The sequence below is a fragment of the Peribacillus sp. FSL E2-0218 genome (assembly GCF_037992945.1).
In the GTDB taxonomy this organism is placed as follows: Bacteria; Bacillota; Bacilli; order Bacillales; family DSM-1321; genus Peribacillus; species Peribacillus simplex_B.
Window position 1 is genome coordinate 437,501 of sequence record NZ_CP150304.1, and the last position, 14,480, is coordinate 451,980.

General features: G+C 45.8%; 6 protein-coding genes and 5 rRNA genes (1 of these 11 cut by a window edge). 10 read left to right on the forward strand and 1 reads right to left on the reverse strand.

Annotation, left to right across the window (positions count from 1 at the left end):
• From MHI53_RS02095 to MHI53_RS02140, 10 genes are all read left to right on the forward strand, one after another.
• Nucleotides 1-1,765 (forward strand): 23S ribosomal RNA (locus MHI53_RS02095) (it extends 1,168 nt beyond the left edge of the window).
• A 62-nt stretch (nt 1,766-1,827) separates the two neighbouring features.
• A 5S ribosomal RNA gene (gene rrf / locus MHI53_RS02100) occupies nt 1,828-1,943 on the forward strand.
• A gap of 534 nt (nt 1,944-2,477) precedes the next feature.
• A 16S ribosomal RNA gene (locus MHI53_RS02105) occupies nt 2,478-4,028 on the forward strand.
• 171 nt (nt 4,029-4,199) lie between these two features.
• A 23S ribosomal RNA gene (locus MHI53_RS02110) occupies nt 4,200-7,132 on the forward strand.
• A 62-nt stretch (nt 7,133-7,194) separates the two neighbouring features.
• Nucleotides 7,195-7,310 (forward strand): 5S ribosomal RNA (gene rrf / locus MHI53_RS02115).
• The 16S, 23S and 5S rRNA genes sit together here, the layout of an rRNA operon.
• 747 nt (nt 7,311-8,057) lie before the next feature.
• Nucleotides 8,058-9,263, forward strand: a complete 1,206-nt coding sequence (locus MHI53_RS02120) for an MFS transporter (RefSeq protein WP_061143756.1) — start codon at nt 8,058-8,060, stop codon at nt 9,261-9,263.
• A 56-nt stretch (nt 9,264-9,319) separates the two neighbouring features.
• Nucleotides 9,320-10,081 carry a type I 3-dehydroquinate dehydratase gene (gene aroD / locus MHI53_RS02125; protein WP_340372650.1) on the forward strand — a complete coding sequence of 254 codons (762 nt, stop codon included), beginning with the start codon at nt 9,320-9,322 and terminating at the stop codon, nt 10,079-10,081.
• 65 nt (nt 10,082-10,146) lie between these two features.
• Nucleotides 10,147-11,031: a shikimate dehydrogenase gene (gene aroE / locus MHI53_RS02130; protein WP_340372651.1), complete on the forward strand. Its 885-nt coding sequence runs from the start codon at nt 10,147-10,149 to the stop codon at nt 11,029-11,031.
• A 227-nt stretch (nt 11,032-11,258) separates the two neighbouring features.
• Nucleotides 11,259-12,461, forward strand: coding sequence for an MFS transporter (locus tag MHI53_RS02135; protein ID WP_340372652.1), 1,203 nt, complete (start codon nt 11,259-11,261; stop codon nt 12,459-12,461).
• Between the two features lie 134 nt (nt 12,462-12,595).
• Nucleotides 12,596-13,609 carry a LacI family DNA-binding transcriptional regulator gene (locus tag MHI53_RS02140; RefSeq protein WP_340372653.1) on the forward strand — a complete coding sequence of 338 codons (1,014 nt, stop codon included), beginning with the start codon at nt 12,596-12,598 and terminating at the stop codon, nt 13,607-13,609.
• Nucleotides 13,610-13,707: 98 nt separating this feature from the next.
• Here the strand turns inward: MHI53_RS02140 and MHI53_RS02145 are convergent, their stop codons facing one another.
• Nucleotides 13,708-14,265 (reverse strand): shikimate kinase, encoded by a 558-nt coding sequence (locus MHI53_RS02145; protein ID WP_061143751.1) that lies wholly within the window; start codon nt 14,263-14,265, stop codon nt 13,708-13,710.
• Between the last annotated feature and the right edge of the window lie 215 nt (nt 14,266-14,480).

Sequence of the window (14,480 nt, forward strand, 5' to 3'; positions counted from 1 at the left end):
CGAAAATGTACCGGGGCTAAACGTATCACCGAAGCTGTGGATTGACACCGTAGGGTGTCGATGGTAGGAGAGCGTTCTAAGGGCGTTGAAGTCAGACCGGAAGGACTGGTGGAGCGCTTAGAAGTGAGAATGCCGGTATGAGTAGCGAAAGAAGGGTGAGAATCCCTTCCACCGAATGCCTAAGGTTTCCTGAGGAAGGCTCGTCCGCTCAGGGTTAGTCGGGACCTAAGCCGAGGCCGAAAGGCGTAGGCGATGGACAACAGGTTGATATTCCTGTACCACCTATACATCGTTTGAACGATGGGGGGACGCAGAAGGATAGGGTAAGCGCGCTGTTGGATATGCGCGTCCAAGCAGTTAGGCCGGAAACGAGGCAAATCCCGTTTCCATTAAGGCGGAGCTGTGATGGCGAGGGAAATATAGTACCGAAGTTCCTGATTCCACGCTGCCAAGAAAAGCCTCTAGTGAGATGTAAGGTGCCCGTACCGCAAACCGACACAGGTAGGCGAGGAGAGAATCCTAAGGTGTGCGAGAGAACTCTCGTTAAGGAACTCGGCAAAATGACCCCGTAACTTCGGGAGAAGGGGTGCTTTTTAGGGTGAATAGCCCGGAAAAGCCGCAGTGAATAGGCCCAGGCGACTGTTTAGCAAAAACACAGGTCTCTGCGAAGCCGCAAGGCGAAGTATAGGGGCTGACACCTGCCCGGTGCTGGAAGGTTAAGGGGAGAGGTTAGCGCAAGCGAAGCTTTGAACCGAAGCCCCAGTAAACGGCGGCCGTAACTATAACGGTCCTAAGGTAGCGAAATTCCTTGTCGGGTAAGTTCCGACCCGCACGAAAGGTGTAACGATCTGGGCACTGTCTCAACGAGAGACTCGGTGAAATTATAGTACCTGTGAAGATGCAGGTTACCCGCGACAGGACGGAAAGACCCCGTGGAGCTTTACTGCAGCCTGATATTGAATTTTGGTACAGCTTGTACAGGATAGGTAGGAGCCTGAGAAGCCGGAGCGCTAGCTTCGGTGGAGGCGTTGGTGGGATACTACCCTGGCTGTATTGAAATTCTAACCCGCGCCCCTTATCGGGGTGGGAGACAGTGTCAGGTGGGCAGTTTGACTGGGGCGGTCGCCTCCTAAAGAGTAACGGAGGCGCCCAAAGGTTCCCTCAGAATGGTTGGAAATCATTCGTAGAGTGTAAAGGCACAAGGGAGCTTGACTGCGAGACCTACAAGTCGAGCAGGGACGAAAGTCGGGCTTAGTGATCCGGTGGTTCCGCATGGAAGGGCCATCGCTCAACGGATAAAAGCTACCCCGGGGATAACAGGCTTATCTCCCCCAAGAGTCCACATCGACGGGGAGGTTTGGCACCTCGATGTCGGCTCATCGCATCCTGGGGCTGTAGTCGGTCCCAAGGGTTGGGCTGTTCGCCCATTAAAGCGGTACGCGAGCTGGGTTCAGAACGTCGTGAGACAGTTCGGTCCCTATCCGTCGCGGGCGCAGGAAATTTGAGAGGAGCTGTCCTTAGTACGAGAGGACCGGGATGGACGCACCGCTGGTGTACCAGTTGTCTTGCCAAAGGCATAGCTGGGTAGCTACGTGCGGACGGGATAAGTGCTGAAAGCATCTAAGCATGAAGCCCCCCTCAAGATGAGATTTCCCATGGCGCAAGCTAGTAAGATCCCTGAAAGATGATCAGGTTGATAGGTCAGAGGTGGAAGCGTGGCGACATGTGGAGCTGACTGATACTAATAGATCGAGGACTTAACCAACGCTTTAAAAAATGAAAGGCCTTCTTATTATCTAGTTTTGAAGGAACAACGTTCCTCATATGTTTGGTGGCGATAGCGAAGAGGTCACACCCGTTCCCATTCCGAACACGGCAGTTAAGCTCTTCAGCGCCGATGGTAGTTGGGGGTCTCCCCCTGTGAGAGTAGGACGCCGCCAAGCCATTTCAAAGATCAGCCATCCAGCTGGTCTTTTTTCGTCATTATATGTTCGTTTTTTGGGGGAAAAGGGAAACCAACTGATAATTCGTCCTTCAATTGGAATAAATCGTCCCGGACAGCCAATAATTCGACCCCTAACCTAATCATGCTATTTCGAGGACATTTAGCGTGTGAATTATTAATTACGAAATGTATTGACTTTAAGGTGAAATAGGATTAATATAAATAAGCACCACGTAAGACAAACGAAAGTTTCATTCGCTTTTGGTAGATTACTAAAAGGAATAATAACTATTGACTTCTTACTATGAAAATGATAAGATGAAATGGTCGCTGAGAAACAAGGCGATTAAAAACAAGTTAAAAACTTCGCAGAAGTTGACAACTAATCAATAGTGTGTTATGCTAAATAAACAAGCCGTCGAAACGGACGATTTGTGAAATTGCTCTTTGAAAACTGAACAAAACAAAGCGCCAACGTTAAATTTTAAGTGAGCACACACTATTAAAAAAGCAAATGAGCAAGTCAAACATTTCTTCGGAGAGTTTGATCCTGGCTCAGGACGAACGCTGGCGGCGTGCCTAATACATGCAAGTCGAGCGAATCGACGGGAGCTTGCTCCCTGAGATTAGCGGCGGACGGGTGAGTAACACGTGGGCAACCTGCCTATAAGACTGGGATAACTTCGGGAAACCGGAGCTAATACCGGATACGTTCTTCCTTCGCATGAAGGAAGATGGAAAGACGGTTTACGCTGTCACTTATAGATGGGCCCGCGGCGCATTAGCTAGTTGGTGAGGTAATGGCTCACCAAGGCGACGATGCGTAGCCGACCTGAGAGGGTGATCGGCCACACTGGGACTGAGACACGGCCCAGACTCCTACGGGAGGCAGCAGTAGGGAATCTTCCGCAATGGACGAAAGTCTGACGGAGCAACGCCGCGTGAACGAAGAAGGCCTTCGGGTCGTAAAGTTCTGTTGTTAGGGAAGAACAAGTACCAGAGTAACTGCTGGTACCTTGACGGTACCTAACCAGAAAGCCACGGCTAACTACGTGCCAGCAGCCGCGGTAATACGTAGGTGGCAAGCGTTGTCCGGAATTATTGGGCGTAAAGCGCGCGCAGGTGGTTCCTTAAGTCTGATGTGAAAGCCCACGGCTCAACCGTGGAGGGTCATTGGAAACTGGGGAACTTGAGTGCAGAAGAGGAAAGTGGAATTCCAAGTGTAGCGGTGAAATGCGTAGAGATTTGGAGGAACACCAGTGGCGAAGGCGACTTTCTGGTCTGTAACTGACACTGAGGCGCGAAAGCGTGGGGAGCAAACAGGATTAGATACCCTGGTAGTCCACGCCGTAAACGATGAGTGCTAAGTGTTAGAGGGTTTCCGCCCTTTAGTGCTGCAGCTAACGCATTAAGCACTCCGCCTGGGGAGTACGGCCGCAAGGCTGAAACTCAAAGGAATTGACGGGGGCCCGCACAAGCGGTGGAGCATGTGGTTTAATTCGAAGCAACGCGAAGAACCTTACCAGGTCTTGACATCCTCTGACAACCCTAGAGATAGGGCGTTCCCCTTCGGGGGACAGAGTGACAGGTGGTGCATGGTTGTCGTCAGCTCGTGTCGTGAGATGTTGGGTTAAGTCCCGCAACGAGCGCAACCCTTGATCTTAGTTGCCAGCATTCAGTTGGGCACTCTAAGGTGACTGCCGGTGACAAACCGGAGGAAGGTGGGGATGACGTCAAATCATCATGCCCCTTATGACCTGGGCTACACACGTGCTACAATGGATGGTACAAAGGGCTGCAAACCTGCGAAGGTAAGCGAATCCCATAAAGCCATTCTCAGTTCGGATTGCAGGCTGCAACTCGCCTGCATGAAGCCGGAATCGCTAGTAATCGCGGATCAGCATGCCGCGGTGAATACGTTCCCGGGCCTTGTACACACCGCCCGTCACACCACGAGAGTTTGTAACACCCGAAGTCGGTGAGGTAACCTTCATGGAGCCAGCCGCCTAAGGTGGGACAGATGATTGGGGTGAAGTCGTAACAAGGTAGCCGTATCGGAAGGTGCGGCTGGATCACCTCCTTTCTAAGGATAATACGAGTGCGCTTTTGTTTTGTTCAGTTTTGAATGAGTAATTCATTCAATGAAGGAAGAGGCATCACGATGTGATGGATTCTCTCCACTTTGTTCCTTGAAAACTAGATAATAGATAGAAGGCAATTAATTTTTTCAAAGCATCTGTAAGACTTTTTTAACGGTTAAGTTAGAAAGGGCGCACGGTGGATGCCTTGGCACTAGGAGCCGATGAAGGACGGGACTAACACCGATATGCTTCGGGGAGCTGTAAGTAAGCTTTGATCCGGAGATTTCCGAATGGGGAAACCCACTGTTCGTAATGGAACAGTATCTTTACCTGAATACATAGGGTACTGAAGGCAGACCCGGGGAACTGAAACATCTAAGTACCCGGAGGAAGAGAAAGCAAACGCGATTTCCTGAGTAGCGGCGAGCGAAACGGAATTAGCCCAAACCAAGAGGCTTGCCTCTTGGGGTTGTAGGACACTCAACATGGAGTTACAAAGGAACGGGGTAAATGAAGCGATCTGGAAAGGTCCGTCAAAGAAGGTAAAAACCCTGTAGTTGAAACTTCGTTCCCTCCTGAGTGGATCCTGAGTACGGCGGGACACGAGAAATCCCGTCGGAAGCAGGGAGGACCATCTCCCAAGGCTAAATACTCCCTAGTGACCGATAGTGAACCAGTACCGTGAGGGAAAGGTGAAAAGCACCCCGGAAGGGGAGTGAAATAGATCCTGAAACCGTGTGCCTACAAGTAGTCAAAGCCCGTTAATGGGTAATGGCGTGCCTTTTGTAGAATGAACCGGCGAGTTACGATTTCATGCGAGGTTAAGTTGATGAGACGGAGCCGCAGCGAAAGCGAGTCTGAATAGGGCGAATGAGTATGAGGTCGTAGACCCGAAACCAGGTGATCTACCCATGTCCAGGGTGAAGTTCAGGTAACACTGAATGGAGGCCCGAACCCACGCACGTTGAAAAGTGCGGGGATGAGGTGTGGGTAGCGGAGAAATTCCAATCGAACCTGGAGATAGCTGGTTCTCTCCGAAATAGCTTTAGGGCTAGCCTCAAGATGAGAGTATTGGAGGTAGAGCACTGATTGGACTAGGGGCCCCCAACGGGTTACCGAATTCAGTCAAACTCCGAATGCCAAATACTTATTCTTGGGAGTCAGACTGCGAGTGATAAGATCCGTAGTCGAAAGGGAAACAGCCCAGACCACCAGCTAAGGTCCCAAAGTATACGTTAAGTGGAAAAGGATGTGGAGTTGCTTAGACAACCAGGATGTTGGCTTAGAAGCAGCCACCATTTAAAGAGTGCGTAATAGCTCACTGGTCGAGTGACTCCGCGCCGAAAATGTACCGGGGCTAAACGTATCACCGAAGCTGTGGATTGACACCGTAGGGTGTCGATGGTAGGAGAGCGTTCTAAGGGCGTTGAAGTCAGACCGGAAGGACTGGTGGAGCGCTTAGAAGTGAGAATGCCGGTATGAGTAGCGAAAGAAGGGTGAGAATCCCTTCCACCGAATGCCTAAGGTTTCCTGAGGAAGGCTCGTCCGCTCAGGGTTAGTCGGGACCTAAGCCGAGGCCGAAAGGCGTAGGCGATGGACAACAGGTTGATATTCCTGTACCACCTATACATCGTTTGAACGATGGGGGGACGCAGAAGGATAGGGTAAGCGCGCTGTTGGATATGCGCGTCCAAGCAGTTAGGCCGGAAACGAGGCAAATCCCGTTTCCATTAAGGCGGAGCTGTGATGGCGAGGGAAATATAGTACCGAAGTTCCTGATTCCACGCTGCCAAGAAAAGCCTCTAGTGAGATGTAAGGTGCCCGTACCGCAAACCGACACAGGTAGGCGAGGAGAGAATCCTAAGGTGTGCGAGAGAACTCTCGTTAAGGAACTCGGCAAAATGACCCCGTAACTTCGGGAGAAGGGGTGCTTTTTAGGGTGAATAGCCCGGAAAAGCCGCAGTGAATAGGCCCAGGCGACTGTTTAGCAAAAACACAGGTCTCTGCGAAGCCGCAAGGCGAAGTATAGGGGCTGACACCTGCCCGGTGCTGGAAGGTTAAGGGGAGAGGTTAGCGCAAGCGAAGCTTTGAACCGAAGCCCCAGTAAACGGCGGCCGTAACTATAACGGTCCTAAGGTAGCGAAATTCCTTGTCGGGTAAGTTCCGACCCGCACGAAAGGTGTAACGATCTGGGCACTGTCTCAACGAGAGACTCGGTGAAATTATAGTACCTGTGAAGATGCAGGTTACCCGCGACAGGACGGAAAGACCCCGTGGAGCTTTACTGCAGCCTGATATTGAATTTTGGTACAGCTTGTACAGGATAGGTAGGAGCCTGAGAAGCCGGAGCGCTAGCTTCGGTGGAGGCGTTGGTGGGATACTACCCTGGCTGTATTGAAATTCTAACCCGCGCCCCTTATCGGGGTGGGAGACAGTGTCAGGTGGGCAGTTTGACTGGGGCGGTCGCCTCCTAAAGAGTAACGGAGGCGCCCAAAGGTTCCCTCAGAATGGTTGGAAATCATTCGTAGAGTGTAAAGGCACAAGGGAGCTTGACTGCGAGACCTACAAGTCGAGCAGGGACGAAAGTCGGGCTTAGTGATCCGGTGGTTCCGCATGGAAGGGCCATCGCTCAACGGATAAAAGCTACCCCGGGGATAACAGGCTTATCTCCCCCAAGAGTCCACATCGACGGGGAGGTTTGGCACCTCGATGTCGGCTCATCGCATCCTGGGGCTGTAGTCGGTCCCAAGGGTTGGGCTGTTCGCCCATTAAAGCGGTACGCGAGCTGGGTTCAGAACGTCGTGAGACAGTTCGGTCCCTATCCGTCGCGGGCGCAGGAAATTTGAGAGGAGCTGTCCTTAGTACGAGAGGACCGGGATGGACGCACCGCTGGTGTACCAGTTGTCTTGCCAAAGGCATAGCTGGGTAGCTACGTGCGGACGGGATAAGTGCTGAAAGCATCTAAGCATGAAGCCCCCCTCAAGATGAGATTTCCCATGGCGCAAGCTAGTAAGATCCCTGAAAGATGATCAGGTTGATAGGTCAGAGGTGGAAGCGTGGCGACATGTGGAGCTGACTGATACTAATAGATCGAGGACTTAACCAACGCTTTAAAAAATGAAAGGCCTTCTTATTATCTAGTTTTGAAGGAACAACGTTCCTCATATGTTTGGTGGCGATAGCGAAGAGGTCACACCCGTTCCCATTCCGAACACGGCAGTTAAGCTCTTCAGCGCCGATGGTAGTTGGGGGTCTCCCCCTGTGAGAGTAGGACGCCGCCAAGCCATTTCAAAGATCAGCCATCCGGCTGGTCTTTTTTCGTCATTATATGTTCGTTTTTTGGGGGAAAAGGGAAATTGAAATAAATCGTCCCGGACATCATATAATTCGGCCTTCAAGTAAATGGTTACTTAATTGGATATAAAATAGATGGATTTCCTGTATTTAAGTTAAACAGAAATTAATCCGTAATTTGGTAACAGGAAATGCAAATGATGTTTCAATGACCGAGCGTCTATTATAGGGGAATATGCTTGAGCCCCAATTGTTTGTAAGCAAGGTATAGTATAATAATAAAGTCAAAGCAAATTTTGGGGAGACCTTCAAATACATAAATGATAGTGCCAGTATTTATTCGGGCCTATTTCATAGGTTTGACACAATTAAATTAGAGCAGTATAATAACTCAGGTAGAACGATATACTTAATTAAGTTAACAACAGTACTTGGTGAGTTCGCCATTCAGAATATGGGTAATGAAAGGTATATTTAGTAGAACGATATACTAAAAGAAGCTCTAAAGCTCTAGTAGTAGAACGATATACCAACCAAGCATCAACATTTAGTAGAACGATATACTACCCAATATACTACCCATATTTCTTAGTAGAACGATATACCAAGGTTAGCTGAATGTATTGTTTTAATCGCCGTAATTGGGTTCCTGAATTCATTATATGAGGCAAGGGGAAAACTTCTGAACGATTTAAGAATCAAATTACATTTGAATAACTATCATAGGGGTGTGTTTCATGAAGAATCCATTTATTAAAATGGCAACAGGTTTATATATTAGCTATTTTATTTTAGGTATGATCAATATCATTATCGGGTCGAATATGAAAAATTTATCGGAGCAATTGAATACGAGTGCTTCAGGTATTAGTTACTTGGTCTCCGCAATAGGAATCGGTAAGTTGGTTTCATTGTTTTTTGCCGGCAGGTTGTCGGATAAATTAGGAAGGAAGCCATTTGTAGTTGCTGCATCTTTTATTTATTTAATCTTCCTCGTAGGCATTCCTTTGGCTCCAAACTATACATTGGCATTCATATTCGCGATATGTGCCGGTATTGCCAACTCATTTTTAGACGCTGGTACGTACCCTGCACTTATTGAAGCGTTTCAAAAGAAAGCGGGCTCGGCTACTGTATTGATAAAAGCTTTCGTCTCCGTTGGGGCGGCCCTGCTTCCATTCATCATGGCATTCTTCATCGCCAGGGATATGTTTTATGGCTATACATTCTTCTTGATGGCTGCTGTATATCTCGTGAATGGATTTTTCTTGCTTAAGGTTTCATTCCCAAACCATAAAGCGCCTATGGAAAACCAAGGTGAAGAACAAGCTGCAACGGTGCAAGGCCAGTTCCTTTCAAAACCTAAGTTTGCCCAGGAAGGATTGGCGGTCATCCTTTTAGGATTTACATCAACGGCTTTATTCATGCTTGTACAAGTATGGCTGCCGAATTTCGGACAAGAAGTATTGGGGTTAACCCAAGCCAAGGCTGTTCAACTGCTTAGTTACTATAGCATCGGGTCCCTCGTTTCCGTCATTTTATTGGCAGTACTGTTGAATAAGGTAATAAGACCAATTACCGTCATGATCATTTATCCTATTATAGCTGCATTATCTTTATTAGCTCTCATTTACATCCAGCAGCCATTCATGACTATTTTGAGTACTTTCCTCATTGGACTTTCAACTGCAGGAGTGTTCCAACTGGCCATGACAATAATTACTGAATTCTTCCCAGCCAAAAAAGGGACGATTACATCATATGTAAACATTGCGGCAAGTTCTGCTTTTATCATCATTCCTTTCATTACAGGGATCATTTCTAAAAGCGCCGGTTTGACTGCAGTATTCTTATTTGACGTTGCCATTGCGATCATTAGCATTATCTTGGCAGTATTCGTTTCTTACAGATATAAAAAAGTAATTAAGGTTCCAGGCAATTAAGAAGGCGAGTACCATCGATCGCATACTAACTGTTAATGTTTAAGGGGGAAATGTCCATGCAAACCATCACCATCAAAGACGTAACGATTGGAGAAGGAGTTCCAAAGATCATCGTTCCATTAATGGCGACAACAGAAAAAGAGCTGCTTAAAGAAGTTGAAACGGTACATGCGCTAGCGCCGGATATCATTGAATGGCGAGCAGACGTTTATGAAGAGGTTGAAAATTTGGCGGCTGTTGCAGAAATGATTGCTAAGCTTAAGCGTGCACTACCTAGAACCCTGCTTCTGTTCACTTTCAGAAGCCATAAAGAAGGCGGCAACAAGGAAATCACTGATGAGCTTTATTTTCGACTGCTTCATACAGCCATCAGAACAAAGGCTATTGACCTTGTTGATGTAGAGTTGTTTTTTGAAGAATCGAAAGTAAAAGAGACAGTGAAGATAGCAGAAGATAATGGGGTCTACGTAATAATGTGTAATCATGATTTCGATAAGACACCGGAAAAAGAAGAAATCATTTACCGACTGCGTAAGATGCAGGAATTTGGGGCCCATATTCCGAAAATCGCCGTAATGCCCCAAAGTGTTGGTGATTTACTTGTTTTATTGGATGCCACCCATACGATGAAAACAAAATATGCCGACCGGCCGTTCATAACGATGTCTATGTCGGGTACTGGTTTGGTCAGTCGATTAGCGGGTGCGGTGTTTGGATCTGCTTGTACCTTTGGGGCTGGAAAAGAAGCATCTGCTCCGGGACAAATACCGGTGAGCCAATTAAGAAGTGTACTGGAAATCATTGATCAAAATATTTAATCCGTCGAATTTCTTCCAAGAAGGAATTTATATAAACTTATCAATTTAAACCAGGGGGAATCAACATGGAAAATCTAGCACGAATTAACGGGAAAACGGAATTAGTCGGTTTACTTGCAACGCCTATCGGACATTCTTTATCACCTGCCATGCATAATATGGCTTTTGATCAATTGGGATTGAATTGCGCTTATTTAGCTTTTGAGGTAGGAAATGAAAAGCTTGAAGATGCTGTGAAAGGAATGCGCGCGTTAAACGTAAAAGGGTTTAACGTTTCCATGCCGAACAAAATGAAAATCCTTCCATATCTTGATGAATTGGCAGACAGCGCCAAATTCTCAGGAGCTGTTAATACGGTTGTCAATGTTGATGGGAAATTCGTCGGTCACAGCACTGATGGAATGGGTTATACCCGTAACCTGAAAGAACATGGTATAGACATTAAAGGAAAGAAAATGACGCTTATCGGTTCGGGCGGGGCTGCCACTCCTATTGCGATTCAATCTGCATTGGAAGGCATAGCTGAAATCAGCATTTTTGCTCGTGATGATGCATTCTTCCCGCAAGCAGAGGAGAATGTACGTATCATCAATGAGGATATGAAGTATTTAAACGTGAAAGCTAACGTATATCCTCTTGAAAATGTTGAACAATTAAGGGCTGAAATATTAAGTAGTGATATTTTGGCAAATGGTACGGGCGTTGGTATGAAACCACTTGAAGGGTTAAGCGTGATTCAAGATGAATCCATGTTACGTCCTGATCTAATCGTAACCGACGTTGTATACATCCCGCGTAAATCGAAATTGATGGAACAAGCTGAAGCTGCTGGCGCTACTGCCATTAATGGCCTCGGAATGATGCTTTGGCAGGGTGCATTGGCCTTTGAACTATGGACAGGACAACAGATGCCAGTCGAATATATCAAAGAGCAATTGTTTGCAGAATAAGGAGCTTTCACTTTGGGATTGACCTCCATTTATCGTAATAGGGTTTGATACTTGAGGTAAACCTCGGAGCTAAGAAATACAGGGAGTGATCCTTGTATTTCTTAGCATTTTTTTTTGAAAGTGGTTTCTCAGTTAAATGGATAACATATAGGGGAGAATTAAATACTTTCAATTTTTTAGAATTTTAGGGGAGTAAGAACATTGTGATTTATTATAGGGGTGTAATCATGAAAAAGTATAAAGCGGCATCAGGCATGTACATTAACTATTTTCTACTAGGAATGGTAAATATAATCCTTGCCTCAAACATGTCCTCGCTAACCGAACAATGGAATACGGATTCCACAGGCATCAGTTATCTCATTGCCGCGATAGGGGTTGGGAGATTACTTACTTATGGGCTCTCGGGAGTGCTGTCAGATAAATTCGGCAGGAAGCCATTAATCATAACCTCTTCGTTCCTGATGGGAGTTTTTTTGCTTGGGATTCCGTTTTCCCCCACATACGAAATCGCGTTTGTGTTTGCGTTGCTTGCAGGGGTTTCCAACTCAGCCATGGATGCTGGTACCTATCCGGCGTTAACGGAAATGTTTCCTGAATCGGCTGGGTCAGCGAGTGTCATGGTAAAGGCTTTTGGCTCACTTGGTGCTACGATATTGCCATTCATCATCTTGTTTCTATCCAACAATCATTTATTTTATGGCTTTGCCTTTTTAATTCCTGCTGCGATCTATTTCGTTAACTTGCTTCTTATACTTTCAGCTTCCTTTACGAAAAGTAAATCGGATGCTGCCAGTGATGAAGATGATTTCGAAAGGAGCCGATTTATAACCGAGCCTGAATTCTGGAGGGAGGGCTTGGCCTTGATCATTATCGGCTTTACATCGACTGCTTTATTTACCGTTTCACAAATCTGGCTACCGAGTTTCGGTCACGAAGTCGCAGGAATGTCCCATGCAGGGTCGATAAAATTATTGAGTTATTATAGTGTAGGATCTCTCGTTTCCGTCTTGCTATTGTCCATATTATTAAACAAATGGATCAAGCCTGTGACAGTGATCTTACTTTACCCAATGATAACGTTACTTACAGTCATCACCATCTTAACGGTTCATTCACCTACCGTCCTAAGCATCACCTCATTTTTTCTTGGCGCCTCAACAGCGGGGATTTTTCAATTAACCATTGCCATAATGACTGAACTATTCTGGAGGAAAAAAGGAACCGTCACAGGTATCGTCGCAACAGCTTCCAGTTTGGCAAGCGTCATTCTGCCGATTGCAACAGGGTTAATTGCCAAGGGCGGGGATATATCACATATTTTTTTCTTCGATTGTTTTATTGCGACACTAGGAATCCTTGCTGCCGCCTTCGTTAATTATCGTTATAAAAAATTGACAAAGCATGAGATGATCAGCAGCCATGGGTAATGTTTGGTGAATCGATCGTTGAAAACCCTATGTCCCAAAAGGAAGGGTATGCTAATGGCAGCAACTATATTATTATAGTAAGAACATGATAATCATATATACAATAAAAATACATTCAAGATGGTGATGGAACTATGAAGCAATCCAAAAAAGCCCGAGTCACATTGCAACAGGTTGCGAAGCATGCAGGCGTGTCCACTTCCACCGCATCCCTTATCGTTCGTAATAATCCAAGGATATCCGATGCGACACGGAAAAAGGTTTTAAAATCAATGCAGGAATTGGGCTATGTATATGACAGAGTTGCCGCAAATCTACGGTCTCAAAGTTCTGATACTGTAGGGATTATTATTACTGACATTTCTAACACCTTTTTTTCAGAATTCTTGATCGGTGTTCACGACGCATTGGATGAAGTCGGTTATACGGTGTTACTGGGGACCACATTCGATTCGGTCACAAAGCAAGACCATCTCCTATCAACCATGCTGGAACATAGGGTCGGAGGATTGATTCTTTGTCCCGTCTCGGAAAGCACACAAGAAACAGTTGAGCGATTAAATGACATTGACACGCCAATGGTCCTTGCCGTTAGAGAATTGCCTGGAGTGAATAGCGATTATGTCGGGATCAATTATCCAGAAGGTGCCCGAATTGCCGTTGATCACCTTATTAAGAAGGGACATAAAAGAATTGCACTGCTTGGAGGGATCAGGGAATCTTCTACTTGGATCGAGAGAATGGAGGGGTATAGTGAAGCCCTTTCAAGTGCGGGTCTGGAAGTGGATGAATCGCTAATGATAGATAGTGCACCTACACGCGAGGGTGGACTGGAGGCTGTTTTGAAAGTGCTTGAAAATCCCGAACCTCCAACTGCCATTTTTTGCTTTAGCGATTTAATCGCCTTCGGTGTCATGCAAGGATTAAGGATGAAAGGATATACTCCTGGAAAAGATATGGATATCATAGGGTTCGATAATGTTCCAGTAGCAGAGATCTATCATCCTCCTTTAACGACCATTTCCTCATTTCCTAGACGTACGGGAAAAGAGGCAGCGAACCTTTTGTACCAGCAAATGGAACAAATTAAACGTGAGCAGCAGCGGATCATATTAACTCCCGAATTGATTATCAGGGAGTCTTCCTAATAAAGAATAATGAAAAGATGATTAGCTTACAGGGGATGGTAAACTGCCGCTGTATCCTTTTCATCTGATCTATCATTCTTATTTAATTTGGATGGGATTTACTTTAGCGGTTCATAAATATCCCAGGCCACTTTTAGCGAATCGACTATAAAATCAGCCACTTCGTCTACATCAAGGTCATTCGTATTCACTTTTGAGTGATGATAGGAGTATATTTCCTGCCTGGTGTAAAAAAGTTCTTCGATTTCTTCGAGGGTGCGGCTTTGTAGAACCGGTCTGCTATCAATCAGCAATCCAATTCTCTCTTTCCAATAGTCCCAAGATAAATCGAGGTAAAAGACAATGCAATTGGATAAACAAATATTCCTTATATCCTCTTGTAAAAAGGCCCCTCCGCCGACGGAAATTATTTTCAGTTGTTGTTTACTAAAGCTTTCTATCATGCTTTTTTCTTTTTCGCGAAAAACTTTTTCCCCAAACTCCTTGAAAATTTCTGTAGTGGGCATATTGAATTCCTTTTCAATCTCCCGATCTATATCCACAAAGTCCCTATATAACTTCTGTGCAACCTTTTGGCCGATCGTTGTTTTTCCAACTCCCATAAAGCCGATAAAAACGATACTCTGCATCCTCAAAGGTGTGTTTTTATTAATCATTTATAAATCCCTCTCCCAACTATTTTATAATGATTAAAAGCCTATCCTGAAATTTTTAAAATAAATTTATTATAGTACAAGAAAGTAAAATTGTAAAAAATATTTTTTAATATTTGGACAAAGAAAAGGCTGGGCTATATCGTTGTTAATCCTGGAATTGATGCTTGGAAATCATATAAAAGAAGGAAGTTGCTTTTGGCTTTGGGGTGAATATA

What these genes read in the sequence shown, in the direction of transcription:
- aroD (WP_340372650.1), top strand. Translation starts at nt 9,320, where the DNA reads ATGCAAACCATCACCATCAAAGACGTAACGATTGGAGAAGGAGTTCCA.
- MHI53_RS02120 (WP_061143756.1), top strand. Translation starts at nt 8,058, where the DNA reads ATGAAGAATCCATTTATTAAAATGGCAACAGGTTTATATATTAGCTAT.
- MHI53_RS02145 (WP_061143751.1), bottom strand. Translation starts at nt 14,265, where the DNA reads ATGATTAATAAAAACACACCTTTGAGGATGCAGAGTATCGTTTTTATC.
- MHI53_RS02140 (WP_340372653.1), top strand. Translation starts at nt 12,596, where the DNA reads ATGAAGCAATCCAAAAAAGCCCGAGTCACATTGCAACAGGTTGCGAAG.
- MHI53_RS02135 (WP_340372652.1), top strand. Translation starts at nt 11,259, where the DNA reads ATGAAAAAGTATAAAGCGGCATCAGGCATGTACATTAACTATTTTCTA.
- aroE (WP_340372651.1), top strand. Translation starts at nt 10,147, where the DNA reads ATGGAAAATCTAGCACGAATTAACGGGAAAACGGAATTAGTCGGTTTA.